This is a genomic window from Actinomadura sp. NPDC000929 (genome assembly GCF_040492065.1).
Classification (GTDB): Bacteria; Actinomycetota; Actinomycetes; order Streptosporangiales; family Streptosporangiaceae; genus Spirillospora; species Spirillospora verrucosospora.
Window position 1 is genome coordinate 1 of the sequence record NZ_JBEUPA010000039.1, and the last position, 26223, is coordinate 26223.

The 26223-nt window shown below is 67.9% G+C and carries 20 protein-coding genes and 6 pseudogenes; 12 read left to right on the forward strand and 14 right to left on the reverse strand.

Annotation, left to right across the window (positions count from 1 at the left end; translation table 11 throughout):
- Window positions 1–1459: 1459 nt before the first annotated feature.
- Entirely contained in the window at window positions 1460–2803 is a 1344-nt protein-coding gene (locus tag ABWI04_RS16685; protein ID WP_353832946.1) for a HEAT repeat domain-containing protein, read from the reverse strand.
- Window positions 2804–3440: 637 nt separating this feature from the next.
- Between ABWI04_RS16685 and ABWI04_RS16690 the strand changes: the two genes are divergently transcribed.
- The gene (locus ABWI04_RS16690; protein ID WP_353832947.1) at window positions 3441–4034 is read left to right on the forward strand and encodes a hypothetical protein; all 594 of its coding nucleotides are present in this window, start codon (window positions 3441–3443) and stop codon (window positions 4032–4034) included.
- A 673-nt stretch (window positions 4035–4707) separates the two neighbouring features.
- On the opposite strand, the pseudogene ABWI04_RS16695 reads toward ABWI04_RS16690, so the two are convergent.
- From ABWI04_RS16695 to ABWI04_RS16705, 3 genes and pseudogenes are all read right to left on the reverse strand, one after another.
- Window positions 4708–4879 (reverse strand): annotated as a pseudogene (locus ABWI04_RS16695) (transposase); the annotation flags it as partial.
- A gap of 173 nt (window positions 4880–5052) precedes the next feature.
- Window positions 5053–5253 (reverse strand): hypothetical protein, encoded by a 201-nt coding sequence (locus ABWI04_RS16700; RefSeq protein ID WP_353832948.1) that lies wholly within the window; start codon window positions 5251–5253, stop codon window positions 5053–5055.
- Window positions 5254–6270: 1017 nt separating this feature from the next.
- Window positions 6271–7239, reverse strand: a complete 969-nt coding sequence (locus tag ABWI04_RS16705) for a LysR family transcriptional regulator (protein ID WP_353832949.1) — start codon at window positions 7237–7239, stop codon at window positions 6271–6273.
- A 97-nt stretch (window positions 7240–7336) separates the two neighbouring features.
- Between ABWI04_RS16705 and ABWI04_RS16710 the strand changes: the two genes are divergently transcribed.
- Window positions 7337–8140, forward strand: a complete 804-nt coding sequence (locus tag ABWI04_RS16710) for a TIGR03619 family F420-dependent LLM class oxidoreductase (protein ID WP_353832950.1) — start codon at window positions 7337–7339, stop codon at window positions 8138–8140.
- A gap of 598 nt (window positions 8141–8738) precedes the next feature.
- Here the strand turns inward: ABWI04_RS16710 and ABWI04_RS16720 are convergent.
- The 6 genes and pseudogenes from ABWI04_RS16720 to ABWI04_RS16745 all read right to left on the reverse strand — a co-directional run bounded on the left by ABWI04_RS16720 (window position 8739) and on the right by ABWI04_RS16745 (window position 14670).
- A complete protein-coding gene (locus tag ABWI04_RS16720) occupies window positions 8739–9116 on the reverse strand; it encodes a pentapeptide repeat-containing protein (RefSeq protein WP_353832951.1) in 378 nt (125 codons plus the stop codon).
- A gap of 500 nt (window positions 9117–9616) precedes the next feature.
- Entirely contained in the window at window positions 9617–11062 is a 1446-nt protein-coding gene (locus ABWI04_RS16725; protein WP_353832952.1) for an MFS transporter, read from the reverse strand.
- Between the two features lie 41 nt (window positions 11063–11103).
- Window positions 11104–11981 (reverse strand): annotated as a pseudogene (locus ABWI04_RS16730) (aldo/keto reductase).
- A 63-nt stretch (window positions 11982–12044) separates the two neighbouring features.
- Window positions 12045–12923 carry a helix-turn-helix domain-containing protein gene (locus ABWI04_RS16735; protein WP_353832953.1) on the reverse strand — a complete coding sequence of 293 codons (879 nt, stop codon included), beginning with the start codon at window positions 12921–12923 and terminating at the stop codon, window positions 12045–12047.
- An 86-nt stretch (window positions 12924–13009) separates the two neighbouring features.
- The gene (locus ABWI04_RS16740; protein ID WP_353832954.1) at window positions 13010–13864 is read right to left on the reverse strand and encodes an SDR family NAD(P)-dependent oxidoreductase; all 855 of its coding nucleotides are present in this window, start codon (window positions 13862–13864) and stop codon (window positions 13010–13012) included.
- A gap of 278 nt (window positions 13865–14142) precedes the next feature.
- Complete coding sequence (locus tag ABWI04_RS16745) at window positions 14143–14670, reverse strand: glycosyl hydrolase-related protein (protein WP_353832955.1); 528 nt, start codon at window positions 14668–14670, stop codon at window positions 14143–14145.
- Here ABWI04_RS16745 and ABWI04_RS16750 point away from each other — a divergent pair.
- Window positions 14665–15165: a hypothetical protein gene (locus tag ABWI04_RS16750; RefSeq protein WP_353832956.1), complete on the forward strand. Its 501-nt coding sequence runs from the start codon at window positions 14665–14667 to the stop codon at window positions 15163–15165. The two genes, ABWI04_RS16745 and ABWI04_RS16750, sit on opposite strands and share 6 nt — an antisense overlap.
- Before the next feature lie 236 nt (window positions 15166–15401).
- On the forward strand, window positions 15402–15911 hold the full coding sequence (locus ABWI04_RS16755) for a hypothetical protein (protein ID WP_353832957.1): 510 nt from the start codon (window positions 15402–15404) through the stop codon (window positions 15909–15911).
- Between the two features lie 656 nt (window positions 15912–16567).
- On the opposite strand, the pseudogene ABWI04_RS16760 reads toward ABWI04_RS16755, so the two are convergent.
- Window positions 16568–16863 (reverse strand): annotated as a pseudogene (locus ABWI04_RS16760) (IS3 family transposase); the annotation flags it as partial.
- Window positions 16864–17297: 434 nt separating this feature from the next.
- Here ABWI04_RS16760 and ABWI04_RS16765 point away from each other — a divergent pair.
- Complete coding sequence (locus tag ABWI04_RS16765; RefSeq protein ID WP_353832958.1) at window positions 17298–18239, forward strand: PI-PLC domain-containing protein; 942 nt, start codon at window positions 17298–17300, stop codon at window positions 18237–18239.
- Window positions 18240–18445: 206 nt separating this feature from the next.
- A pseudogene (locus ABWI04_RS16770) lies at window positions 18446–18619 on the forward strand (helix-turn-helix domain-containing protein); the annotation flags it as partial.
- Between the two features lie 671 nt (window positions 18620–19290).
- Here ABWI04_RS16770 and ABWI04_RS16775 read toward each other — a convergent pair.
- Window positions 19291–20334: a CPBP family glutamic-type intramembrane protease gene (locus ABWI04_RS16775; RefSeq protein WP_353832959.1), complete on the reverse strand. Its 1044-nt coding sequence runs from the start codon at window positions 20332–20334 to the stop codon at window positions 19291–19293.
- Window positions 20335–20613: 279 nt separating this feature from the next.
- Between ABWI04_RS16775 and ABWI04_RS16780 the strand changes: the two are divergent.
- The 4 genes and pseudogenes from ABWI04_RS16780 to ABWI04_RS16795 form a co-directional block, all read left to right on the forward strand.
- A pseudogene (locus tag ABWI04_RS16780) lies at window positions 20614–21051 on the forward strand (transposase); the annotation flags it as partial.
- 708 nt (window positions 21052–21759) lie between these two features.
- Window positions 21760–22032 carry a hypothetical protein gene (locus tag ABWI04_RS16785; RefSeq protein WP_353832960.1) on the forward strand — a complete coding sequence of 91 codons (273 nt, stop codon included), beginning with the start codon at window positions 21760–21762 and terminating at the stop codon, window positions 22030–22032.
- A 2-nt stretch (window positions 22033–22034) separates the two neighbouring features.
- Window positions 22035–22298: a hypothetical protein gene (locus ABWI04_RS16790; RefSeq protein WP_353832961.1), complete on the forward strand. Its 264-nt coding sequence runs from the start codon at window positions 22035–22037 to the stop codon at window positions 22296–22298.
- Entirely contained in the window at window positions 22271–22381 is a 111-nt protein-coding gene (locus ABWI04_RS16795) for an IS3 family transposase (protein ID WP_353832962.1), read from the forward strand. The genes ABWI04_RS16790 and ABWI04_RS16795 overlap by 28 nt, the downstream gene beginning before the upstream one ends.
- Here ABWI04_RS16795 and ABWI04_RS16800 read toward each other — a convergent pair.
- On the reverse strand, window positions 22371–23105 hold the full coding sequence (locus ABWI04_RS16800) for a helix-turn-helix transcriptional regulator (protein ID WP_345174179.1): 735 nt from the start codon (window positions 23103–23105) through the stop codon (window positions 22371–22373). The two genes, ABWI04_RS16795 and ABWI04_RS16800, sit on opposite strands and share 11 nt — an antisense overlap.
- A gap of 62 nt (window positions 23106–23167) precedes the next feature.
- On the opposite strand from ABWI04_RS16800, the gene ABWI04_RS16805 reads away from it, so the two are divergent.
- Together ABWI04_RS16805 and ABWI04_RS16810 are read left to right on the forward strand one after the other, a co-directional pair.
- Window positions 23168–24523, forward strand: coding sequence for an MFS transporter (locus ABWI04_RS16805; RefSeq protein ID WP_353832963.1), 1356 nt, complete (start codon window positions 23168–23170; stop codon window positions 24521–24523).
- Window positions 24524–24708: 185 nt separating this feature from the next.
- Window positions 24709–25893, forward strand: coding sequence for a hypothetical protein (locus ABWI04_RS16810; RefSeq protein ID WP_353832964.1), 1185 nt, complete (start codon window positions 24709–24711; stop codon window positions 25891–25893).
- A 111-nt stretch (window positions 25894–26004) separates the two neighbouring features.
- Here ABWI04_RS16810 and ABWI04_RS16815 read toward each other — a convergent pair.
- Window positions 26005–26133: pseudogene (locus ABWI04_RS16815) on the reverse strand (hypothetical protein); the annotation flags it as partial.
- Window positions 26134–26223 lie beyond the last annotated feature (90 nt).

Consider the following 26223-nt stretch of genomic DNA (forward strand, 5'->3'; position numbering starts at 1 on the left):
GAGTTCGGCACCGAGGTCGCCATGCGCAACTCCCACGCCCGTACCGACGACGAACTGCACCCGCTGCGCGAGGTCCCCCGCTGGGACTGGCCCACCCCCTGACACCCGGCGGCCACGGGCATCCGGCACACGCCCGGTTATCGTGACCGCATGCCAGGTTGACGCTAGAGACACCGTGTTTCTCCGCGGCCCCGCGCCCCGCCGCCTTCGTCCGCACCTCGATCCGGACGAAGACCAGCAGCAGGAGTTACGACGCCGAGGTAGAGCGTCGGCACGCCGCTGGGCCGGACTTTGCTGGTGCCGGTGGCGGTGGTGCCGCTGCCGCTGGAGGCGGCAGGCTGGGATGCACCAGGGGAGTGGCATGCCGATGAGCAAGGCCGGAGAGGCTTCTCAGAGAGTCCGGACGGCCGGGGCACCTTCGGTTACCGTGGGTTAGTGAGATCGTGGTGGCGGGGGTGTTAATTGTGGGAGATCGCAACGTCCTTGATCTTCACTGAAGTGCGCTGTGGTGGAGCGAAAAATGCTGTCTGACCTACGGATTTCCCGAGAGGCGGCTTCCCTCGGGCTTGATCGATTGTGTTCACACCGAAGAGGCAACTGGTTCGAACCCAGTATCGCCCACCCCAAGTTTCCGCAGGTCAGAGCGTCGCCAACGGCGCGATCTCGTGTGTTCCAATGAGCGCTTCGTAGTCTCGGGAGCCAGTTTCGGGAGCCACCATACGCTTCGCAGATTCCCGAAGCGCTCACCCATACGGTCGATCATTGTGACCGCGTCGTCCTGGTCGGCCGAGTTCGGCCACGGTAGCTCCACTGACCTTCTTGAAACCTCGTTGGCCGTCTGGAGAGCGAGGGTTCTCGGGTGCGCAACTTCTTCAGCTGCCAGCGCTTGACCGAGGAGCGTGATGATGGTCATGGGCAGCGCGGCCAGCCCGAAAGTGGCGATTCCCGCCACCGTCATGGCGGAGAACGCCGCGTAGCGCCAGAAGACCCGGCCCAGCCATGCCCGCACAGCGCCGGGGGCCCGTCGTAGAAGCCCAGGACCGGTATCGGCTCGGTGCCGTCGTCGTAGACCCGTGGGTTGGGACGCGGTGGGCCAGCCAGAGGAGATCGGCTAGGACTGCGATGCCGGGGACTGCCAGGATTGCGAAGCCGAGTCCGTGCGCGTGCCAGGCGACGGCTGCCGCGGCCAGCCGCAGTCCCGCGAATGCGCCTGTCTGGTCCAGCGCTTGATGGACCGCGAACGCCGTTCCGCATCCCATCGGGCTTCCGGGGTGGGAGAGCAACGTGTCCTTGTGGGCCTGCACGTGGCCATGCCCACCCGTTCAGCCACTATGAGCGCGCATGCCCCGGCCAGCCCGACCACTCAGCCGCCAGGCTGCTCACTAGTCGGAACCTCAGAAGCCACCAACCCTGCTTCGGAGCATCACGGGTTTTCGGAAGCGCTATCGAGCGACCCTTCCTAGGAGCTGAGGCTCAGCTGTCCGGGTACGCCTGCTCGGTCCAGCAATTCGTGCATGACGTGCGGGGGAAGCGCCGGATTACGCGCGACTGCAACTGCCAGCCGCGTTTCCTCCAAGGACTCCAGCAGTCGTGGCAGCGGGAGCCTGGGGTCGGCTGCCGCGCCTCGGTGCAGGTTCGGGTTGTCGTCTTCTAGCAGTTCGGTGACCCGTTGAGGTGAGAGCCGGGGGTCACGCAGGGCGCACCAGCGCACCCATGGGTCTTCGTCGCGGCTCAGCCCGTCGACGAGCTCAGGCGGTGTCTGCGGGTCGTCCAGGGCCAGCGCCCGCATCCGGGGGTGCGGATCGTCGGCGAACCGGCGCAGTCCTTCATGCGGGATGCGTTCTTTGATCTGCCATTGCGACAGCCCCGCCCACTCGCGCCAGATCTCCAAGAGCAGCTCGACGGGCACATCGTGGCTGTTCTCAGCGAGGAGCAGACGCACCGCGAAGTCCTCGTCGGTGGCGAACCGCGCCTTCACGTCTTTCGGGAGGTCTTTGCGTCTGGCCAGCCCGCGTCGGATCAGCACGTGCGCGGACGTCGCGTGGCGGCGCACCTCGACAGCATCGAGCGGGAGCAGCAGCGTCCACTGGGGCAGGTGGTACCTGATCTCCGGGTCGATCTCGACATCGATGGCTGCGCGCTCGTTCTCGGTGAGCGCCGGATGGGACGATGCCGCCAGCCGCACCCGGGACTCCGGTGCGCGCGTCAGCCTCCGCACCACGTCGACGGACAGCAGCGGATTCTGGGCGGCTCGTTCCCGCGCCGCGGCGTCCCCGGACGTCACCAGCGCGTCGGCTTCCTCCGGGGTCATCGGCGTCCAGCCGCCGGGCGGTCCCGCGGGCGTTTCCGCGATGCGCTCGCGGGCCTCGGCGCGGATGTCGGGCATGGGATCTGACAGAAGCTTGATCAGGCTCTGCATCGGCACGTTCGAGTGGCTCACGACCTCCCAGCGGACATAATCGTCCGGGTCGTCCGCGAGGATTTCCAGAACCTCCTCCGGCAGCCGCCTTCCGCGCTCCCAGCAGCCCGCGAGCGATCGGCGAACTTGCACGTCCGGGTCTGTGGCCAGGCGGAACCGCTGGTCTCCGCCGTAGGCCGCGAAGTTCCGCCGCACCTTCGGGTCGGCGTGGTTCAACGCCGCCCCGGCGACTCTGTCGCTCCATTCCTTCCTGGTGTAGAAGTCGATGGCGCCGACGGACAACAGCCGCAGAACAACGTCATCGGGGGCGGCGGGATTGCCGGAGAGCCCTTCGATCCATCCTTCGGGCGGGGGCGTGGGGTCACCGAAGAAGAAGATCGCCATGGTCGGCAAGCGTACGAGTTGAAGGGCCACTGGGCACTGCCCGTTCGGGTCACGTTTGGAGTCCGCGGCCAGCAGACCGTTCTTGTTGGCGCCTGTATCTGGCCGGTTGAAACCCCCGTTCTTCGGAGGAGTGGGTGGTCGCAGGGCTGTCGGCCCTCGGCAGGAACGTGCCGTTGCCGGACTGGATAGTGCACTGGCCAAGGTCGAATCGGGCGGGAGCTCGCTGCCGACCGCTCTCGACCTGCTGGTGATGATTTATCTGGCAGGTAGACGACCTGCCCAGCTGAAACCCGTCAACGGCTGGTTTGGGTCATCGCGGGCCCTGAGAACGTTTTCCGTGCGGAGGCGTAGCCGGCGGCGGTCACCGTCGAGGGCATGACAACCCATCAGCGCGATCACGAGCCCGGCCGAGCTCTCGGCGACAGCGAGCAGCAGAGGGCGACTGCACGCCGCTGAGAAGGCGGACCTCTCCCGAGCGCTCGCCGTGGAGGATGAGGAAGACCGCACTGTTTCGCCGAACGAGCCCTCGGAGCACACCGGGCGTTGGGCTTCGGGGATGCGAGAGGATCCTGGGTAGTGGCCCTTATCCTCGAACCTAGCTATCCCGGAACCTCAGCCATAGGTAACGTCGTAACCCGTGCAGTGGAATGTCGTGGTCTCCTTAGTGGTCACTGTGGTCGTGGCGGGCACCGGCTACGGAGCGACCTACCTGACGAATCTGCGTCTGGCGCGCCGTAAGGATCATCTGGATCGGGTCAACCGCCAGCTCGGCGATCTCTATGGTCCGCTTTATGCGCAGTCGGAGGCCGTGAACCGGGCTTGGCGGAAGTTCGTGGCCCGGCACGGGAGCGTGTGGGCATCTCCGGTCCCAGCCACCGCGGAGCAGGCCGCTACTTGGCGGCTGTGGATGTCAACGGTCTTCATGCCGCTCAATCGACGCATGGTCGAGACGATCGTCTCCCATGCCGACCTCCTGCGCGAGGACACCATCCCCGAGCCCTTGAAAGAGCTGTGCGCGCACGTGGCCTGCTATGAGCCCGTCGTCGCGCGCTGGCAGGAAGACGGGTTCGACTCCCTCCAGTTGGATGACCACGTGTCGATCGCTGGTGATTTCCCACGTGAGAGGTTGGACGCCTACCTGCGGAGTTCTTTCGAGTCGCTGAAGCTCGAACAGGCACGACTGATCGCTCAAATACAGCACTTGCCCTCTCGCGACACGTTGGGCGATTAGCCTTGCCGCCGCGTACTTGCCACTCCACGTCTGCCGACGGTTTGCCAAGTCACCGCCTGGTCCCTGAGCCGCCCCACCCTTTTGGACCCCGGCGACCAGCACCGCCTCCCCCTCCGGCAGATGCACAGCTAGTCGTCGGTTGGTGCGTAGCCGGTCACGGTCGACAGCACCGAGACCCACACCGCCAGCAGCGCCGCGCCCGCGGCGGACCGGACGCCATGGCGGCTCCCTGATAAGCGGTCCTTACCCCGGAGCCCCCCCGGCGCCGCTGACCTGGGCGATGATCCCCTCCGGCGTATTCTGGCCTTGCCCCATCTCTGAAGTTGCCATTGGCGGGCCGAACAGCGGTCCATCACCTTATTGTGGTGACGTTGGAGGTCCGGCTGCCGCCGGCGTCCTGATTCCGGCTGCTCGTTCCCAGAGGCCGTCAAGGGCTCAGATGGTGTTCCCTTGAATTCCTTCGCAACCAAGGAAGCCGCGTCGGCCGCCTCGCCCATAGTGGTCATCTCCGACCGCGCTCGCTCGCTCATCAGCGGCTCTGATCATTTAAGGCTGGGCCTTGGGTCTTCTACTTGAGGCGTTCGTAGGGTTGTGGCCACCGTACGATCGATCGTAGTTGTAGTAGTCCCACACGTGGAACTTGTCGTTGAACACCTCAGCGCTGTCGATTAAAACGCCGTCGAGTGCCGGTGTACTGGCGCTGCACACCTGCGGCGGCCCTTTCTCTCAAACCCGGTCTCGTCGACCACCAGCACCGCGCCAGCGTCGCCGAGCCGCTCGGCCACTTGCGCACGCAGTGTGTCCCACACCTGATCGACGTCCCAGCGAGCACGGTTGAGCAGCCGCTACTTGACGGTGGTGAAGTCAGCGTCATGAGCGGGCGCCTGCTAATCGCTGGGGCAACCGGTCGGACTGCCGCCCCCCTCCCGCGCCGATCAGCCTTTCTCCAGCTCGGCGGTCAGTGACAGGGATCGAGCAGGGTAAACAGGAAAATCATCATCGTGGGGGCCCGCGGACGTCACGGCAGCCGTGACCCGTGGCGGATCGCCTTCCAGAAATTGTCTCCGGCGCAGAGGCTGAGGCAAGTGATGACAAAGCCGGCAGCGAGGCTGACGAGCAGCACGCCGCAGATCCATCGCAGCACGTCGAGCAGCCACTGCATCGGCACCGGTGGTACGCAGGCATCCATCATCACTGGACGGATCATGAGATCGAACACGGCGGGGTTCCCTCCCCGTGAACCGTCAGCCGGCCACGGGCGCGTCCAGGCCATTGCGAGCACGTCCGGCGCCGGCCGGTGGAGATGACAGCCACCGGGGAGATAGAAACGCAGGCCAGACACATAGCGCGAGTTTTCCCGCCGGATCCGGGACGCGCGCCGACGATGCGGTACGAAGAGGCGCGTACGGGGGAGGAGGCCGACCTCGTCATAGAGGAGGCCGCCATGTGGAGAACTTTGCTGCCGCGTTGATGTCGCTGTGGGAGCTGGCTGGCGAACCGCCATACTCCTCTGTAGCCAGCAAATCCACGTTCGGGGACTGGAAGAGCGGCGAGGGTGACCCCAAGGACCTTGCATCCTTTTAGAGGGTTGTCAGAAAACTTCGCGCGCTGGCCGTCAAGCGGGAGCGGGAGTAGGCGGCCGAGCGGGTGGCCCGATTCCGGCAGTTGGATGAGGAGCACCTCGAAACCCTGCGGAGACTGGCTCGGGCGCCCGGGATCGCCATTCTGGGGCGGCTGCGCGGGCTCAGCGACCAGCCCGTCGCGGACGCCGCGGTGCTCGAGCCCAACACCCGCTCCTCGACGCCCTACGGCAGAACGTGGCAATCCTGCCCACCGCGCCGACTGTTAAGGAGATCGTCGAGGCGGTGCGCTGTTGTACCGCCACGGGGCTGGCGCCCGTCCTGCTAGTCGACACACTCGACCTGCTGATGCACGGCCAGGAGGGCGCGAGGCTGGTGGCGCGGCTCCTGCTGGCCAGACATCGGAGGTCCCAGCCATGGAGCCGAGGGTGATGATGGCTCGCGGGGGGTCACCGTGCATCCATGTCACATGGCCACATAGCGCCCTGGCCGAGTCGGGCACGTCCCTGCGCGTGTGGTGGCTGCACAGCGTGTCTGCTACAGCCGCCCGCGCCCGCAGGACGTCCTCGGCGTCGACGTGGAGCCGGAGCGGCAGCGGGAAACGCGTCGTGTTTGTCCGTTGGGCGCCTGCCGGGACGATGCAGCATGCTGGGGCGTCAGCGCGGGCGATCGCCCGGGGCGACAGCGCCGCTTGGCCCCTGAGGTGCTCCGAGAAGGTTAGTGTCACCGCGGCGAGGCACCTGGCGGGATGTGGGTGACCATCCGGCGGCGACGGTCTCTCGCAGGCAGCGGACGAACTCCGACTGGAGCGGCGCCACGCTCTTCCTGGTGGCCGCGTAGACGGTTCTGACCGGCTCGTCTTCCAGAGGCGCCAGCATGATGTCGGGACGGACGGCACCCGCCGCGATGGACGGTACGAGCGCCAGCCCCAACCCTGCCGCGACGAAGCCCTGCTTTGCCGTCCACTCCCTGGCCGCGAAGGCGATGCGGGGCCGCGAGCCCGTGCGCCGGTGCAGAGCGATCAAGGTTTCCGAGCCTTCGGGGAAGCCCTCGATCCAGGACTCCTCCTTCAACTCGTCCAGGCGAAGACTTGCCCTGCCCGCCAGACGGTGCCCCGCGGGCAGGGCCACCAGCAGCGGGTCGTCCAGAAGGTGGTGCAGGGAGAACCGATCCGACTCCAGCGGCCTGTCCGGGTAGGCGCTCACCACCGCCAGGTCGATGTCACCGGTTCTGAGGCGGGCCAGCAACGGGGCGGTGGTGCTCTCCACCAGTGACAGAAGCACTCTGGGGTGCGTCCGCCCGAACGCGGCGATGGCGCGCGGGACAAGATCCGCGTCGGCGGTGTCGAACGCTCCGACGCGCAACTGGCCCACCTCGTGCAGATCGTGCCTTGCCGCCGCCAGCCTGGCCAGAATCGCGATCGCGTGCTCCAGCAGGCGGCGGCCCTCCTCGGAGAGTTCCACGCCGCGCGGATGACGATCGAACAACGCGACGCCGAGCTCGCCTTCCAGGGAAGCGATCTGCCGTGACACGGCGGACTGGGTGTAGCCGAGGGCCTCCCCCGCCGCCGTGAAGGTCTTCCTGGCGGCCACTTCGACGAACACTTCCAGCCAGGAGACATCCATGGCACTTCCCCAGGGAATTCGATATGCGGAGGTCGCATCGTAGCGATGCCGAGTATTCGTTGGTCACATGGGCGCCGGATACCTACAGTGATCGGCCATGGAGATCGGACTTTACGGGCTGCACCGCGGCGAGAATGTCGATCCGGATGTGCTGGCCACGCGGGCGCGGCTGGCCGAGGAGACGGGCTTCGAGTCGATCTGGGTCGGTGATCACATCGCGATGCCACCGTCCTCGGACGAGCAGGGCCGCCTGGAGGCCGTGGTCGCTCTGGCCCACCTGGCGGCCCTGACCAGGACAATCAAGCTCGGCTTCGGCGTTCTGGTGCTGCCCCAGCGCCAGCCGGTGCTGCTGGCCAAGCAGCTGACCTCTCTCGACCTGCTGTCGCGGGGCCGCCTGATCGTCGGCATCGGCGCAGGGTATGTGGAACGGGAACTGGCCGCCATGGGCGTCTCGCCGGACAGCCGCGGCGCCCGTACAGACGAGTATCTAGCCGCCATGCACGCCCTCTGGGACGATCAGCCGTTCGCCGGAGAGTTCGTGAGCTTCGCGGACGTCGTTCAACGCCCGCGCCCGCGACGGCGCCCACCGATCGTCGTCGGCGGACACTCACGGGCGGCCATGCGCCGAGCGGTTCAGTCGGCCGACGGCTGGTACGGCGTCTACCTGACACCGGAGGAGGCGGCTCGCGCGCTGTCCGACCTCCAGGACGCGGCCAAGCTCCATAGCAGGCCCGCGAGCCTGGGCCCACTGGAAATCACCATTACACCCCCTCCGGGGCCCGTCGATCGAGACAGCGCCCAGCGCTACGCCGCGATGGGCGTGCACCGGCTGACGATCCAGCCGCCGGACGACGAGATGGAGGCCACGGTGCGCGCCGGCGCCAACTCGTTGGAAGCTTGAATCAGCAGAACTGCCGCTGGCGCCGCGCACGGGGATCCGCCAGGCCCGGGGGGTGAAGGTGACGGGGGCGTTTCGCCGAGCGGCCCGGTGTCCTCCGCCCGCACACGTGTCACGCAATCCCTTTCTGCTTCTTCGGCCGATGCCGACCCCCGCCAGCTCCGGTACCGGAACACGATGCGACCGGCCATCGAGCGGGTCGGGACGCTCGACGGGTCGCTCAACGACGGGGCGGGCCAGGTCACGGTGGACGAGCGCGACCGGCTCCGGAGGAGCCAAGCTCAAGATGACGGACGAGGACGTCGAGTGGGGCGAGTCGCTCGGTGAGATCTTCTGTCTGACCTTCGTCAGAGGAGTGGGGGAGACCGAGGCGCTGGCCCGTCTAAGCAGTGTTCGAAGTAGGCGGAGCCATTCGTTGATGGAGGTGATCTCAAGAATCGCCTGGTTGCGGACTGCGAGCTTGTCGTAGCGAGTGGCCACGGCCCGGTGGCGCTTGAGGCGGTTGATGCCGCACTCCACAGCATGGCGGCCCCGGTAGTCGGCCAGGTCGAAGGCGGGTGGACGACCGCCGCGGCTGCCCCGCCGCGACCGGTGCCCGGCCTTATCGGCCGGGACCGGGATCGTGGCCGCGATACCGCGGCGGCTCAGGTGAGCGCGGATCGCCCGAGACGAGTACGCCTTGTCTCGCGCCGCTCAAGTTCGCGCCGGTCAGGTCCGCTCTGCCGGTCAGGTCGGCATTGGTCAGGTCCGCGAGGATGGTGCCGCGGTCGCGGTCAGAGTCGTCCATCAGCCGCTGCAGCGCGTAGATGGCGCCCATCCGTACCTCGGGCTTGTGGGAGCCGAGCTGCTCGATGGCCTTGGTGTAGCGGTCGGTGATCTGCTCTTGCCGGGTGACAGCCAAGGTGCGCGCGGTGTACCTCAGCCCGGCCGCGGTGAACACCACAGTCCCGACCGACGCCACCCCGGTCACCAACTGCATGAGTGCCTTCCGCGCCTTGTAGACACCGTCGACCTGCTTGTCCTCCGACAGGCAATTCCACTGCTTCGCTTCAATGTCTTCCTGGCCAGGTGCCGCGCCACCGACGGCACCAGCACCGCACCCACCGCCAGTACAACGACGACGCCCGCGAATACGGCGTAAAGCCACAAGGGCCGCGGCATGCTCCCAACTTCTGAAGCCGTAGCCAGCCTGCCGGACTGACGCCGTGTTCCGCCAAGACCGACACAGGGCAGTGGACGACCTTGGCGTGGTCGGTGCGTCCGACCGCGGCGTTGATCGGCCGTTCGGTAGGCATGGCAGTCGGCCTGCGCTCTGCCCGGCCTCGGCGATGGCAGGCGGATGAGGTGAGATGCAGCCCGGGCGCCAGAGCACGAGCCGGCGCCGCTGCTTCGATCGTCGCGGCCGAGGATCTGCGGCATCGGCCATGCATCTGTTCGCTCCCTGGAACGCTGCGCACCTCTCCCATGGAAAGTGAGCATTTACTGATCTTGCATCTGGGAGAGGGCCTGTTCCTCCTTGGTTTCAGGCGACTGGGAACCATGTGCGTCAACGATCTTCGACGGGGTCTCCAGGGAGGGGACGCGCTCAGCCCGTAGCGACAGCAGAGAGGAGACGAACAGCAGCACGGCGATGAGGATCGACACTGTGGTGATGGCTGGGGTTGACCCGTACGCGTCGGCGGCCGTGGAGAAAATGCCACCGATGATCGCGACTGACAGGCCAGCGCTGATCTGAAGAGTCGCGGCGACCAGACCGCTGGCCAGGCCGGCGAACGCACGCGGAATGTGTGTCACCGTGATGCGGATCAGCGAAGGCAGGGCGAGCCCCTGACCGAAGCCGATGAGCGCCAGGGGTGCGGCGGCCCACGAGGTCTGGTCGAATGCGGCGACGAGTCCGGCGAAGGCGAGGAAGCCGATGGTCTCCAGGCACAGGCCGAGGGCCGCGATCCGGCGCGGCATGATCCGCATGAGGTGCGGAACGGTCAGTGGTCCGACGAGGAAGCCGATGCCCAGGGGCAGGATGTCCAGGCTCGCCTCGAGCGGAGTGCGGCCGACGGCCTGCTCGTGTTCGGAAAAGATGAGGAAGAAGGCAGCGATCGAGTAGAACAGGGCGACCGCCACCAAGGAGATCCGTACGCCCGGCGCGGTGACGGCCCGGGGCGGCACCAATGGCATGACGTGTCGTCCGCGGGACCGGTTGCCGTCGAAGGTGGACTCGTAGCGCCAGAACCTGTGCAGCACGCCGGCCGCGACGACGAACAGAACGAAGCACCACCAGGGCCAGCCCAGGGCCTGCCCCTCGAGCAGCGGGATGACAATCCCGACAAGACCGGTGAAGAGGAGGACGGCGCCGATCGCGTCAAGCTTTTCTACACCTCGGGTGGGCGGGTCGTGCAGGAACAGGCTGCCCAGAAGGCCCAAGGCCGCGACTGGCAAGTTGATGAAGAAAATCGACCGCCAGCCTAGGCCCCAGATGTCAGCGGTGACGAGGAGTCCGCCCAAGGACTGGCCGATGACCGCGGCGAGTCCGAGGGTCGCGCCGTGGAAGCCGAGGGCGATCGTCTGGTCCCGGCCGTCGAGGCTCGCACGGATGAGGGCCAGCGACTGCGGCGCCACCAGCGCGGCGGTGACACCTTGCAGGATGCGCCCGATGACCAGCAGCCAGGGCTCGCCGGCCAAACCGCACAGCAATGAGGCAAGGGCGAACCCGACGAGGCCGACGAGAAACACTCGCCGCCGCCCGTACAGATCGCCCAGACGGCCACCGAGAGTGAGCATCACGGCATAGGTGGCAGCGTAACTGGCCACGATCTGCTGGCCGAGAATGGCGCCGCCGCCGAGGTCGTCCTGAATCGAGGGGATGGCGAGATTGACGATGAAGAAGTCGAGTGGCGGCAGCAGCGTGCCGGCCAGCAGTGTGACCACGCCCACCCAGGTCCGGGCGGAAGTCCTTGATGTTGAAGTCATTACGTGCCCCTATTCCCGGCAATGACCGTCTCGGCCTGCTTCCCCCCATAGGGCCAGAAGGGCGTCGGCTGAATGCTGCATCGTTTCGGCGGGCACGCCGTCGCGTGCCTGAGTTGAGATGCCATGAGGAAGATGGGCCACATTGGACGTGCCGGGAATGGGCAGGATGACGTCAGAACGGTGCAGCAGCCAGGACAGTGCCACCTTGGACGGGTGGAGTCGTGCGCCGCAGCGATGTGATCGACCGGTCCCTCGGGGCGGGCCAACTGGCCTGCATCCACGGGCGCCCAGGGGATGAAACCGATGCCGTTCTGGGTGCGGTAGTCCAAGACATCGGCGGAGCTACCGTCAGCCAGGTTGTACCGGTTCTGCACCGTGGAGATGTCCGCGATCCGTCGCGCCTGCTCGATCTGATCGACCGTTACCTGCGACAATCCGATCGCGACGATCTGCCCTCGTCCTGAAGGTTCTTCAACTCTCCGACCTGCTCCTCAAGCGGAACCTTGGGGTCGACGCGATGGAGCTGGAACAGGTCGATCTGGTCGAGGCCGAGCCGGCGCAGGCTCATCAGCGCCTCCTGGCGGAGGTACTTCGGGCGACCGGCCGGCGGCCAGGCCTTGGGCCCGAGACGCACCAGCTCGTTTCCCTGCTTGATGACGTCCGGGCCGTTGCGCGTCAGGCCCGCCTTGGTCGCGATCAGTGCGTCGTCCGGGTAAGGATGGATGGCCTCCCGGATGATCTCCTCGCTGATGTAGGGCCCGTAAGAATTGGCGGTGTCGATGAGCTGCACGCCGAGTTCGACGGCACGCCGCACGATACGCACACACTCGGCGCGGTCCTCGGGCTCGCCCCAGATGCCGAGTCCGGTCAGCCGCATGGCACCGAAGCGTCTTCTTCCCGGCGATCTCGTAGGTGCCCGCGCGGTCGGCGAGGGAGGTGTTCATGATCGGGTGTCACCCTTTTCCAGAGTCGTGTCCTCGTCGGCGTCCTCCGCATCGACTGCCGCCTGGTCGGCCAGACGTCGCAGGAGGACCAGGCCGTCGTGACTGGCGCTGCTGGGTTCGGCGCTGTAGACGGACAGGTGCTGTCCAGGGGCACTGGCGACCGCGAAGGTCTCGAAGTGCAGCCACAGCTCCCCTACACGCGGGTGCACGAAGTGCTTCTTCTCACGGGTCCGCGGACGCACCTCGTAGCGAGCCCACAGGTTCGAGAACGCCGGGCTATGCAATGTCAGCTCACCGACGACCCGCTGGATGCGCTCGTCCGCGGGGAACTGTGAGGACGACGCCCGCAAATTGCTCACCGCGAGACGCGACGCGGCGTCCCAATCACCGTAGAACGACTTCGCATACGGGTCCAGGAAGATCATGCGCAGCAGGTTGTCGTACCGGGCGAACCCGCGGTAGAGCTCGCGCGCCATCGCGTTCGCGCCCAGGATGTCCTGCGCCGCACCGACCAGGAAGGCCGGCACGTCCGGCATGCCGTCCATCAGCCGGACCAGCTCCGGAGCGGCGGTCGGCGACGCGGCCGCCCGCGCCCCGAACACCGGCAGGCCTAGCCGGAACAGATGCACGGCGGCGTCGTCGTCCAGTCGCAGGGCGCCGGCGATCGACCGCAGCACCTGATCGGAGGGATGCCGTTCCCGGCCCTGCTCCAGCCGGATGTAGTAGTCCGTGCTCACTCCGGCGAGCAGGGCCACCTCGTCGCGCCGAAGGCCCGGCACCCGCCGAGGACCGTCGTCGAGCAAACCGACGTCCTGCGGCCGGACCAGTGCTCGTCGGGCCCTGAGGTACTCACCGAGCTTGTTCTCACTGTCCACCCTGCCGACAGTAATGCGGACCGAGTCCCCTGGCGTGGGTGCCCTGCACCCACTCTGGCCGAGCCGACGCTGCGGCGTCCCGCCCATCATTCCTGCTGCTCCGTCGGCCGGACCAGGATCTCGTTCACCGCGACGTGGCGCCGCCTGGTGACGATGAAGGCGATGGTGTCCGCCACATCCGTGGGACGCAGGCACTCCATCACGGTGTAGCGCTCGTACATCCGGTCCCGGACGTCGGGACGGTTTTGGAGGGGCAGCTCGGTCTCCACCGCGCCAGGCTCTACGAGCGAGACCCGCAGGTGGCGCTGTGCGACCTCCTTGCGGAAGGCTTCACCGAAGGCGGTCACGGCATACTTGCTCGCGTTGTAGACACCACCCCCGCCGCGGACCGTTCGGCCCGCGGTGCTGCTGACCAGGATGATGTCGCTGACTCCGCGGGGGCCGTCGGAGGCCGCTTCGAGCAGGTGCGGAGCGGCTGCGTGGGCGGTGTACATGAGTCCGAGGGTGTTGAGCCCGATCATCCGGCGCCAGTCGGTGGTGTCGGTGCCCGTGATCGGTCCGAGGATCATGACGCCCGCGTTGGCCACGACGGTGTCGAGGCGGCCGTATGTGTCGACGGCGCGGGCGACGGCGGCGTGGGCCTGCTCTTCGTCGGTGATGTCGGCGCCCACGGCCAGGGCCTGGCCCCCGGCGCTCTCGATCTTCTCGACGAGTGCCTCGAGACGGTCCGCGCGACGGGCCACGACGGTCACACGTGCGCCGAGGGCGGCCAGGGTGAGCGCGGTGCCCTCGCCGATTCCGCTACTGGCTCCGGTTACTAGGGCGACCGTGCCGGAGAGGGGGCGGCCACCGACCGCGGCCCAACCTGGGGTCGCGTCCTCGTCCGCCGTGGGACGTGGACGTGTGTGGATCGAATCCGGGTGGTGCGAATGAGTGCTCATGAGCCGACGCCAGGGGCGCTTCGACCGGTGTGGGAGGGAGCGTTGCCCCCACCCGGGGGGCTACGGCAGCGCTGCGACGACCGAGCGCCGAGCCCAGGTGCGGCTGTGCCGCCGTGGGCGCACCGGCGAGGCGGCCCGGCTCCGTACCGTCCCTGGGCGGGTCGGGGCCGGAGCGCTCCGGTAGCCCCGGTCCCGGCCCTGCGGGTCTCCTTCCGTGTACCGCACCGATCCGGCCCGGCACAATATCCCCGGTCCACTCAGGGCCTCGGCGGTGGCGCCTAGCGGCGCCTGCTGCCGCGCAATGTGGCGATCTCGAAGGGGCGCAGATCGAGTTCGATCGTCTCTTGCGCGTGCCCCGTCCCCTGGCCGAGGGCGCGTTCCAGCAGGTCGGCCAACCACGCCGCTTCGAAGGCGAAGTCGAGCCGCACCGTCGTGCGGGGGCGTGCTCCGGACGCTTCGTAGACGCGGATGACGACGTCGCCGGAACGGTCCTCGGCAAGTTTGACCGCTTCCACGAAGACGGAGGCTGCCGAGACCGTCACGATGGGCTCCACACCCCGGTGGGCGTCCTTCAGAGTTCGCACCGGCAGATTCGTACGGTATCCGGCGGACGCGGCGTCGATGACGCCGCCGGCGACACCGAGGACGGTGCGAAGGACGTGCATTCCCTGATCGGCTTCCGGATCGGGGTACTTCGGTGCACGGCCGCCTGGCGTGCCGAGGTGGATCGGCAGCGCGCGGCCGAGCCGGACCCGCCCCAGCGGCGGTACCCGCCGCTGGGGGCCGTTGTTGTGGTGTACGTGCACGGCCACACCCGGCAGGCCCTGCCGCTCGCCGAGGTTGAGGAGCGGTACGGGCCGGTGCGGCCGGTCGTGGCCCCGGACGCCGCGGACGTCGAGCGGCTGCAGGAGCTGGTGCGCGACGCGGGCCGGCTCGCTCTCGGCACGATCGCCGCCGCACTGTACGCCGTCGAGCAGCGCATCGCGGCGACCCAGCCGTCGCGGATTCCCGCCGGCGGCGCGGCATCGGCCGAGGGGCTGATCGAACGCGACCCGCTGACGGCCGGGCGGCCCGGATCAAGAGAAGCCGTCGACTTGATCGCCGTCATCTGGCAGGTGGGCCCCGCCGTACTCGGTGACCAGGTCCACGCGGAGCTGCACGCCGAAGCGATCGAGATCTTCCTACGGTGGGCGACAGGCCGGCCAACTTCGTGGAGCTCGCCGAGACGATTGATCTGGGGCGGGGCGACGGGCACACGCTGCGACGACAAACGAACGATGAGCATCGGTCCGTCACGATAGTGAGCCTGTCGGCGCTTGCGTGACCACCGCGCGCTCCAGACCTCTGCCCAGCGGTCCTGCATCGGTAATACGGTCGGCCCCGTCAGCGTCGAGGCCACCCGGGCGACACCAAGAAGAGGTCACACCATGCGTGCGAACATTGAGGTCTATGGCAATAACGCCGCCGAGAACGTCAGCAACTGGCGGGTGGTCAGATGACTAGCGCGAGCCCGGGATCGTCCCGTCTGATCGCAACGGTGGACGCCCTGCGTACGGCGCTGGCGGAGAGCACGGACCTGCTCCGGTCCACGCTCGGCGGGACCGTCGACGAGGAGACGGCGGCCGCCGCGGAGGCCGACGGGGTGCCCCGGGAGTTCCTGGACTTCTGCCGGGTGCTGGACGGTGCGAGCTGCGGGCCGTCCGTGCAGCTCTTCGGCTTGGAGGAGGCCGAGGAGCACCAGTTCTACTGCGGGCCGGTGGTCGACTCCCCGCTGGATCTGTCCCCGGAGAAGCTGTTCTGCGTCGGGTTGATCGGCGACACACCGATCTTCCTCGACCGCGCGGGCCGCGGCATCCTCGGTATCCCGGACGAGCACTGGGAGTGGGTCGACGCGGAGCGCTTCGAGCGGCTCGCGCCCGGGCTGGAGGCGTTCTTCCTGGAGCGGTTGGCCACTCCGGAATACGCACGCCTTACGGCGATCGACGACGAGTTGGTGGAGTACGACGACTGGCTGAAACTGCTACGACGAGCCGGTCTCGCCGACTGAACCGCCGGCCAGCCGGTCGGCCCGCAATCGGTCTGAACCGTACCGGCCTACCGATGTCGCAGCCTGTCCGAGGCCCCGCTGGCCGAGGTCCTTGCTCTAGCTGAAGCGCTCCACGTGCCGGTGCGCTGGCCGTAGAGCCGATCACCGGAGACGAGGACACCGATGAGAACCGGCTCTACCCCCGCCACGAATTTAGCCCGGTGTGCGGTCGGCCGGAACTTACGCATCGCCCGGCGCGACAGCTCTCGGCTGTGTTCCGTCGACGGTTTGAGGGGTCAGGGTGTGATGGTGATGTAGAAGGGGTCGCCGTCCAGGACGTGGTCGTTGTTTCTGAACTGCTCGATGAAGTCTGTCGCCGCCCGAGCAGGCCGCTAGGCCGAGCACGGGCACCATCAGCAGACAAAGAGCCAAGGGCCGGATCCCCACCATGTGCCGCTCCCGAACATGATCAGACATGAACGCGGCGATCGTAGCCGCCTCCCCGCCGCCGGGCAGACTTTTCCGGCGCAGAGCCGGGAGACCGTGCAGGGCTTGCCCGGCGCCGCCCAGCAGACCGGGCAGACGTTGTTGCGGCCCGCGTCGTCCTGGTTGAGCGGTACTCGCAGCCTGGGCTGGCCGACACGGATGACCGTCATGGGGTGCCCTAGCTGCCACGCGCCATAGACCCGGTAGTTGTCGGTGTAGCTGCGCGTGATCTCGGTCTTGAGCCACTCGTCACGGATCGCCCGGGCCGAGGCCGGACGCGACTTGGCGGCGTAATAGGTGGACGGTGCGATCTTGGTGCCGTGCGCAGACAGCACCCGGCAGATCCGCTCGACCCCGAACACCTTGCGGAACGCGTCGATGAACGCGATCAGTACGTGTGTGGCCGGTCGAGCTCGGCCGCGAAGAAACCCGCAGCGGCCCTCAGGATCTCGTTCGCCCGCCGCAGCTCGGCGTTCTCCCGCTTGAGCTCGCTTCCTCGGAGGGGGTTCGCGGGCGCACGTGAGAAGCATCCGGTGCCGGAGTCGTTGGACCCGCGAACCCTGGGGCCCGGCTCCCTGGCGCTGGGGCCGGGCTCTCGGGCGGGTGGGAGGTTGGGCCGGTGGGCCCTGGACGCCGGGAGCGGGCGGTCTCATCCTCAGAAGCATGATCTCTCGGGATTCGGGGGCGTCGGCGATCGAGTACGGCGCGCTTCTTCTGGTTGCCGCCGTGGCCGTCACCGGCCTTGTCGAAACGGTCGGCGAGAGGCCCGCCCGGGCATGTCAGGCGGCGCTGTGCCGGATGTTCGGCGGGGACTGCGGAAGGCCGCGGACCGTGAGCGGGAGCGCCGGTGGAGCGTCCCCGCGTCCCTTGATGGCGCCCCGTGCTCCGAGGGCCGGGGCGGCGCGGGATGCGGTGCCGGGGGTGCCGCTGACGGCCAAGGCTCCGATCCCGCCGCGGGTGTGCGCGCCGAACCCTGGCGCGAAGTGGGTCGACGGGCTCAACGCGCACAACGACTACCAGAACCGCCGGCCGCTCAAGAGCGCGCTGAGCAACGGGGCCACGAGTGTGGAGGTGGATCTGGCGTTCGATCCCTCCGGCCGCCTCATGGTGACCCATGAGGCGATCGGCGATCCCGAGGGGAGGGAGTTCCGCGCCACGTACGTCAAGCCGCTCATCGACCGGGCGAAGAAGAACGGCGGGCAGATCTATCCGGGGCAGAACGGGAAGTTCCAGCTCTTCGTGGAGGTCAAGTCCAAGAATGGCGTGAAGCAGCGCAAAGAAGCCTACGAGAAGATCGTCAAGGCGGTGAAGGACCTTCCCGACAGCGTGGAGGTCGTCCTTCCGGTGAGTCTCATCGTGGGCCTTCCCGGCCAGAACCCGGTGGAGAATCCGCCGCCGCACATCACGTTCTCGCAGGGGTTCACGGCGTGCACGTCGACCGCCGAGCGGGGATGTGAGAACGGCGAGAGGTGCAAGGTCCCGGACCAACTCGACCCCGTGACTCCCAAGGATCCCCACCTCACCGCGTACGCGGAGCACGTCACCGTGCTCAACGGCAGTTTCAGCGACTGCGTCTCCTCGAACGGCTCCCTCACCGAGGACGAGAAGCGCAAGTACCAGGAACTGGTTGATCGTGCGCATGCCGCGGGCCTCAAGGTGCGCCTCTATGAGGGCCCGGACGGTTCGAAGCGCGGGCTGTCATCGGGGAAGTTCTTCCAGTGCGCCATCGTGGCCTGCAACAACGATCAGCGGCACGACTGGTGGAACCTGCAGATAGCGGCCGGTGCCGACTACCTGGTGACCAACCACCTCGGGACCGGCGCCGACTGGCTGACGCACTGCGGATCTCCCAAGAAGAAGTGATCCGGAAGAGACGGCCTCCGTCCAGAAAGATCTTTCCGGCGAGCCGCTGCGCTGGGACGGATACTCGCCGATCTCAGGTGAGCGCTTTCCAGCTTGATCGTGCTGGTCACAAGGTGGATGCGGTGGGCTGAGGTGGCCGGTGACGCGGCGAGGCCCCTGGTAGGAGCGAAGTCGACCAAAACAACCGCCCCTGCCAGGAGCCTCTGATGTTGTTCTACCGTGCTGCGCTGGATCTGTCGCCCGCTACCCGTGTCTTCGTGGCCGAGCTGATCGCCGGCCACCGCGACCGGATCGGCTAGCGCTGGCGTGCATTGAACCCCGGTCGCCAGGCGCTGCTGGTGCTGGTGCACCTGCGCTGCAACGAGACCTTCGCGGTGCTGCCGGGCTCGACGCACGATCTCACCGCCGCCCGCACGCACGGCGTCATCGACGCGCTCACCAGCTGGGCGATCGCCTGCTACGCCGACGCCGCTCATCGAATTCATTCCAATGAAGCGGATGCTTGGCAACTCTATGAGAGATGGGCTGCTCGAGTAAATAGTGTCACAGGAGACCCTCTTCGTGTGATCGCGGCATTGGAGTATATTTTTACTGTGGAACTGAAAATGCTGGGGAGATTTTGCTTCGATGAGCCTTGGCGACGAAGGTTTGCAATTGTTGCCTTCTTCTCAATTGTCGTGGTGTTGTTTGGGCTCGGGGCTCAGTCTGCGCGAGTTGCTGTGCACCTGACTTGACTTGCGCTGCCCCTGAGCCAGATCCCGCCGAAACCGACACGGTTGACCGTCTCAGAGCCTCGGTGGTGGCGGCGCTGATCGTTTCGGAACTCGTCACGGGACGCTGTCACCCTTACCGGCCACCACGATTGCCTCACCGGGCGACGATGGCGGGCGCCAGGGGCTCGGCCAGGTGGAGGCCGTTCTTGCGAGGCGAAGTAGCGGAGTCGCGTCCTGCATCGTCGGCCTGATCACCGGCGGCATCGCCGCCCTACTCGCCTGAATTCGGTGGCGTGCAGTCTGGCTGCCGACCACGACCTGCTTTGCACCATGATCCTTCACAATCGACCGTCACCATCCGACGGCTCTCTCCCGTGAAGTGGGGCAAAGCCCGTTCTGTCTGGCTGGGCGACGTCAAGGCGGGGGCCGGGGCCGCGCCGGCCCACCCGTCGGCACACGGTGAAACCGGCCAGTGCGAGCAGCAGGAACGCGGGAACGAGCAGGGAGGCGCTCGGTGTCGCGTCCACCGGCCAGCCGGTGTCGCGTCGGTCGCCGTCCAGCAGGATCCGGCTGGCGGTCAGGAACGTGACGTGCGTGCCGATGGAGGTCCACAAAGAGGCCTGGCGCAGCGCTGTCCGGGCCGCGACCAAGGTCAGCCCGAACACCACCAGCAAGATCGCGTAGTCTGCGGGGTTCTGCCCGTTCGGCGCGATGCCGATCGGGTCGGCCTTGACGCCGATCAGATGCGCTGTCGCTGATCCGGCCACGGTCGAGGCGCCCGGGACCAGGAGGAACACCATTGTGGTGCCGAACGCCGCGCCCGCGCCTCCCAGCTGTCCGCGCAAGGACGCCCAGGTGTAGCCGCGCAGCGTCGTCTCTTCCGGCCACGCTTCGAGCAGGAACGCCACCACCGCGTTGGAGACGAGGAACCAGCCGAGAGTGACGATGTCGGGCGACGACCAGCGCATCATCCCCGCCGCCGTCCCCGCGCTCAGGACGAGGGCCGCCGCCGTCGCGGTCACGGCGACACCGGTCAGCAACGCCCGCGCGCTCGCTCTCGCGCCGCCGTACCCCAGCCACTCCGCGCGACGATGATCGCGGCGAGCAGCGAAGGCGACGAGCGGTACGGCGATGGCGCTGACGAGCGCGGCCGGAACGAGCCGCCCCGGGAAACCGTCGAGCCCGGCGCTGTCGGTGAGCGCCGACCCGACGGTGGTACCGACGCCGAGCGCCGTCGCCATGACGAGCCCGCCGAACAGAGGCCGCCCAAGGACACGCGCGAAAGAAAAAGGAGCATCGGCCAATTGAGTATCCTCGAATAATCGAGCAACTGCACGCTTGGAAAGGCGAGGCGACCAGAACACCGGCACCTCGTGCTCCATCCTCATGCCGCCGGTCCGCCGCCGGCGTCGTCGCGACTGATGAATCACTCGTACATCCTTCGATGTACCACTCGGCCCGAGCGAGAACATTGGATGTCGTCGCGGATCTCCCAGCGGATGCGCAGGCCGCGGAACCGGGGAGTGTCTATGAACGGCGGATCCGATGATCAAGGAGACGCCCGGTGACTGACATCGGCGTCGAAGAGGAGTCCGCTGAGCAGCCGGTCCAGACGCCGCAGGGTGTGGTGCCGGACGAGCAGCTGATCGCGATGCTGGGGGATCGTGCTCGGCCCCAGGGGGCTGCAGTCGACCGGTGGGGGCGGGTTGTTGCAGCGGCTGACCAAGCGGGTGCTGGAGTCCGCGCTGGAGGCGAGATCACGGCCACGTCGGCTACGACAAGCACGACGCTGCCGGCCGGGGGAGCGACAACAGCCATAACGGGACGCCAGCCAGGACCGTGCTCACCGACGTCGCCTGGTCGAGGTCAAAGTGCCCCGGGACATCGCCGGCAGGTTCGAGCCACAACTGGTCCGCAAGCGGCAGCGCCAGTTGACCGGGGTGGCATGAGATGGTGCTGTCGCTGTCCGGCGAAGGGCCTGACGCATGCGGAGATCAGCGCGCACCTGGCCGAGGTCTATGGCGCGAGTGTGTCCAAGCAGACTATCTCCACCATCACCGACAAAGGTGATGGTGGGCATGGCCGAATGGCAGAACCGGACATCGAACGCCGAACTCTGACACGCACTGGATTCCCTGCGCGGCAGAATCAGCAAGGGCTCGACCCCGACCGATCTCATGGGCAACCCCGCGCATCCGGCGTCCCGGATCTCCATTGACCGCCGAGCTGACCGATCAACCGCGAGCCCTTTTCGTGCCGGGGCTGAGGTAGCCAGGAACAGACCGACAACGCTGAGCGTGAAACGGCCGGTTAGCCTCATCACCATCGGTTTTGGAACGGCACGCGTTCCTCTCCTGCAGTCATGGAGCCACGGGAGCTTTGAGAACCTTGTCGGCCCGCTCTGAATCGGCGTTCTCCGTCCGCATCGCTTCCGCTGTCTTCGCCTGATCAAGTAGTGCCCGCGGCCTTAGCGCTGATCGCAATGACTGTCCGAGACGCTCAGCTGGCCTGGCTGAGCTGATGTCGAGGCCTGCCCGCGCTCGCTGTACAAGGAAGACGGCTGACCTGGAGTCACGGGAGGACCTGCAGTCGAGTTGCTCGTGGCGAGCGAACCGGTGCCGAGCGGTGACCACGCGGACCGCCGTCCCAGTACCGACGCCCAGCGTTAGTGCCGGCCCGGCCTTGCTCGCCGTACGGCTCCGAAGTGAAGCGCCCCGGGTCGGATTGAGGCTCGTTTCCCTGAGAGGATCGCGTGAGGGCACGTTCGTCCCCTCTATCCCCCTGAGCTGCGCAGGCGCGCGGTCCGTATGGTGGCCGAGGTCCGCCCGGACTACCCCAGTGAGTGGTCGGCGACGAAGGCCGTCGCGGCCAGGCTGGGAGTCACCTCGACAGAGACGGTGTGCAGCTGGGTGCGTCGGGCCGAGGCCGCCACCGGTGCCCGGCCGGGGACTACGGCCGAGGAATCGGCGGAGCCCAAGCGGCGCAAGCGGGAGAACGCCGAGCTGCGCCGGGCGAACGAGATCCTGAATGCGGCGGCGGGGTTCTTCGCGGCCGAGCTCGACCGGCCACGCAGGTACTGATCGTGTTCATCGACGCGTTCCGCAAGGTGTTCGGGGTCGAGCCGAACTGCCCGGTGCTGTCTGCGCACGGCAGCAAGATCGCACTGTCCACCTACTTTGCCGCCAAGTCGCGTCTGGCCTCGCCCTGGGCGATCCGTGACGAGTGGCTCAAGACCGAGATCACCCGCATCTACACCGACTGCTACCGGTCTATGGCGCTCGCAAGATCTGGCGGCACCTTCAGCGCGAGGGCCATGTCGTGGCGCGTTGCACGGTGGAACGGCTGATGCGCGAGCTGGGTCTGCAGTGTGCCCGCCGCGGCCGCAGGATCCGCACCACCGTCCAACTGGATCGGAACGTCAAACTCTGAGCAGGTAGCGCTTGGGTGTGGTGCCGACCGTGCGGCGGAAGGCGGCCAGGAACGCGCTCGCCGTGGCGTACCCCACGCTGTGGGCCACCCGCGATACCGGCTGCCCCTCGGCCAGCAGCGGCAGGGCGGCACGCAGCCGTACCTGCGTGCGCCAATGGTCGAAGCTCATGCCCGTGTCGCGCACGAACAGCCGCGTCAACGTCCGCCGGCTCACCCCCGCCGCGCGGGCGTGAGCCTCCAGGCTGCGCGGGTCTGCCGGGTCTGCCAGCAGGGCGGCCGCGACTACCTGGACGCGCTCGTCGGTCGGTTGCGGCACGTTGATGGGTCGGGTGGGCAGAGGACGCAGCAGGTCGGGCACTACTGCCTCGGCACGCGACCGTGCTTCGTCGGTGAGGTCGGCGCGGTCCAGATACCCGATGAGCTCGGCCAGCAGTCCGTCGACGCCGACCGCCGTCGGTTCGGACCAGTCCACCGGGCAGTGGTCGGGCGCCAGATAGAGGCTGCACAGGACCGCGTCGCGGGTCGCGCCGGTGGTGTGGGTGACGCCGGCGGGCAGCCATAGCGCCCTGGTGGGCGGCAGGACCCAGTACACCTCGTCCACACCGACGCTCAGGACGCCGCGGCGGGTCCAGGCGAGTTGGTGGTAGGTGTGCTCGTGCGGGGGGATCCACTCTCCGGAGGCCAGCGGGAAGTGACCGACGGTGATCGCGCCCATGTCCTCCATGCGACACAGTCTGGCCCCATCGCGGATTGTGGCCAAATGCGGCGGAAAATAGCGTCGTTCAGATGCCGATGATCGTGTTGTGCCTTGTCCAGTTCATGCTCGTGCTCGACGACACCGTCGTGAACGTCGCCCTGCCCAGCATCCGCGATGACCTGGGCTTCGGCGCGTCCGGGTTGCCGTGGGTCGTCAACGCCTACTTCCTGGCCTTCGGCGGGCTGCTTCTGCTGTGCGGCCGGATGGCGGACCTGCTGGGCCGCCGCCGCGTCTTCCTCATCGGTGTCGCCCTGTTCGGGGCGGCCAGCCTGGCGTGCGGGCTCGCGCAACAGCCATGGCAGCTCGTGGCCGGGCGGTTCGTGCAGGGCACGGGCTCGGCGATGGCCGGTCCGGCGGCGATGTCGATGATCACGTTGCTGCATCCGGGGCCGGAAGAGCGGGCCAAGGCACTGGGCATCTGGGGCGGCATCGCGGCCCTGGGCGCAACCTCGGGCCTGGTGATCTCCGGGGCGCTGACCGACCTGGTGTCCTGGCGCTGGATCTTCCTGATCAACCTGCCCGTCGTCGCTGTGGCGCTGGCGCTACTTCCCCGCCTGGTCCCCGAGTCCCGCGCCCCCGGGCGGCACCGCCTCGACGTTCCCGGCGCGGTCCTGGTCACCGGTGCCGCGGTGACGCTGGTGTACGGGCTGCTGCGCGCGGGTGAGACCGGCTGGACCGATCCGGTCGTCGGTGGCGTCGTCGTGTTGTCCGCCGCTTTGGCAGTGGCGTTCCTGGCGGCAGAGTCGCGGGCGGTCGCGCCGCTGGTGCCGGGGGCGTTCCTGGCTTCGCGGACGCGGGCGGTGGCCAACGGCGCGACCCTGCTGTTCTCGATGGCGATGTACGCGATGTCGTTCCTGCTGATGATCCAGGTGCAGACCGTCTTGGGGTACAGCCCGCTCCTGGCCGGCATCGCCTACCTGCCCTACGGCGCCGGCATCCTGTCGGGCATGTGGCTGTCCTCCCGAATCTCCCCCAGAATCGGGACGCGCTGGGCGCTCCTGCTGGCGTTCCTGGTCAACATCGCCGGCCTGCTGCTGCTATCCGGCTTGGCGGCGGGCGACTCCTACCCCGTCCACGTTCTGCCCGGCATGCTCATGTTGAGCGTGGGCAACGGACTGGGCCTGCCCGTCATGGCCACGGCCGCGGTCGACGGCACCACCGAGGACGACGCCGGTCTCGGCTCGGCCCTGTTCACCTCCGTCCAGCAGATCGGCGGAGCCGTCGGAGTGGCCGCGCTCGCCATCATGGGCTACTCGAGCGGGCTCATGGCGGGCGCGGTCTGCATGGCGCTCGGCGCCGTGCTCATCGTCGCGCTATTGCCGCCGCAGGCCGGCGGCTCGCGGCAGCCCGCCGACATGGAGGCGGCAACCGAAGCGCGCCGATAACCCCTCCACGGCCAAGACGACCTCGGCGAGGCCGCCGCTCTCCCCGCGGTCAGGATGCGGCGGGAACCGACGCACCGCGGGCTCGCCGCTCGCCGGTCTCCGCCACCTCAGAGCGTTACTGAAACTCGTCGATATCATGCCGCAACGAGGCCATCCAGCACGTGAAGGCGGTCACCGCGGTCTGCATGGGACTGCTGCTCAGCGAGGCTTCCCTCACAGGCGGTGCTCCCCATGACCTGCTCGCGGCTCGCACCTGGCGGGCGGTCAAGGAGCGGGTCGCGGAGGTGGAGACCGACATTGCCGCGGAGCTGCTCATCCCGCCCAGGCTGGCGCACGCGCACGTGCTGAGCCGCTCCGGACGGGAACGGCTACTCGACCTGGCGCACTCGGACGATCCGGTGGCCCTCATCGCCGCCGAAGTCGCCGAGGAGGAACTGACGCTGAAATCCGACCACGGGATCCACCGGGTCACCGGGAGGTTCAGCAACCCGGTCCCGGTCGCGGCCCGCGTCACCACCCTCCTCGGACGGCACCTGGAGACCGTCGTCGTGCACGCCGTCGCGGACGGCCGGTGGACCTTCATCGCCTGGCGGCGGCCCCACCTCGCCGTCGCCGGTTCCTGCGCCATGTGGCCGGGATGGCGGGTGTCCCGCGTCCCGCCGTCGGCCATACCGGAGTCACGGCTGATCGGCGGCGAGGCGCCGCCCAGGGCCGGTCTCGTCGCCGGGCCGGTGCCCTCGGGCGGACGCCTGCGGCGGCGCGGGAGCTCCTGGAACGGGCGGGCGTCGACCCCGCCGACCTTCCGCGGATGCTTCTCGACCACGGACCATGATGGGCTTCGGCTCGCTCAGCCTACGGGTAGGGGGTCACCGTGGGTCACGTGTCTCCGGGGGTGGCGGCTTGCGGAAGAGCACGGGCCCTTTCCTGCAGCCATGGAGCCAGGGGAGCCAGTTTCGGGAGCCACCGCGATCAGGCTCCCATCGACTTACGACGACGTGGTCAGGGCGTTCGTGCAGGTGAGAGGCTCCCCGTTCGACCTAGATCGACTTGCCTGCTTTGCTTCACACCGAAGAGGCCACTGGTTCGAACCCAGTATCGCCCACCCATGTTTCCGCAGGTCAGAGCGTTGCGCCTGGCCTGATCTCGTGTGTTCCGATGACCGCTTCGTAGTCTCGGGAGCCAGCCGGGGAGTCAATCCCTACGCTTCGCAGATTCCCGAAGCGCTCACGCGGGCGGCCGATCATCTCGAGTGCGTCGTCCGGGCCCGGTCGAGGCCGGCGGTGAAAGCCGCACGGGCTGCCTTGAGAAGCTTGTCGGCCCGCTCGGAGTCGGCGTTCTCCGCCCGCATCGCTTCCGCTGGCTGTGCTTGATCGAGATACAGCGCGGTGATCGACTCGTTGAACTCCGCCACACGGCGCGTGCTTGAGCACGATCTGCGGCTTGAACTCACCCGCCCGGTCTTGCGGCACCTCGATCCGCACCGGCTCGACCTCGGTCGGCACCGTCTTGGGCGAGCTGCCGTGGCGGTGGTTGACGCCCCGCCCGGGCGTTCGCTCCGCGCTCACAGCCAAGGTGCTGGTCATCTCGGCTACCAGGGCGACCTGCAGCATGGTCTTGGTGATCCCGGCCAGCAGCCCGTCCGGCCAACCAGCGACACGCCCTCGGCTCGTTCAGCAGTTTCGTGGCGAAGGTGTGGCGGA

What these genes read in the sequence shown, in the direction of transcription:
- ABWI04_RS16685 (WP_353832946.1), bottom strand. Translation starts at nt 2,803, where the DNA reads ATGGCGATCTTCTTCTTCGGTGACCCCACGCCCCCGCCCGAAGGATGG.
- ABWI04_RS16705 (WP_353832949.1), bottom strand. Translation starts at nt 7,239, where the DNA reads ATGGATGTCTCCTGGCTGGAAGTGTTCGTCGAAGTGGCCGCCAGGAAG.
- ABWI04_RS16710 (WP_353832950.1), top strand. Translation starts at nt 7,337, where the DNA reads ATGGAGATCGGACTTTACGGGCTGCACCGCGGCGAGAATGTCGATCCG.
- ABWI04_RS16720 (WP_353832951.1), bottom strand. Translation starts at nt 9,116, where the DNA reads ATGCAGTTGGTGACCGGGGTGGCGTCGGTCGGGACTGTGGTGTTCACC.
- ABWI04_RS16740 (WP_353832954.1), bottom strand. Translation starts at nt 13,864, where the DNA reads ATGAGCACTCATTCGCACCACCCGGATTCGATCCACACACGTCCACGT.
- ABWI04_RS16775 (WP_353832959.1), bottom strand. Translation starts at nt 20,334, where the DNA reads ATGGAGCACGAGGTGCCGGTGTTCTGGTCGCCTCGCCTTTCCAAGCGT.
- ABWI04_RS16785 (WP_353832960.1), top strand. Translation starts at nt 21,760, where the DNA reads ATGGTGGCCGAGGTCCGCCCGGACTACCCCAGTGAGTGGTCGGCGACG.
- ABWI04_RS16800 (WP_345174179.1), bottom strand. Translation starts at nt 23,105, where the DNA reads ATGGAGGACATGGGCGCGATCACCGTCGGTCACTTCCCGCTGGCCTCC.
- ABWI04_RS16805 (WP_353832963.1), top strand. Translation starts at nt 23,168, where the DNA reads ATGCCGATGATCGTGTTGTGCCTTGTCCAGTTCATGCTCGTGCTCGAC.
- ABWI04_RS16810 (WP_353832964.1), top strand. Translation starts at nt 24,709, where the DNA reads ATGGGACTGCTGCTCAGCGAGGCTTCCCTCACAGGCGGTGCTCCCCAT.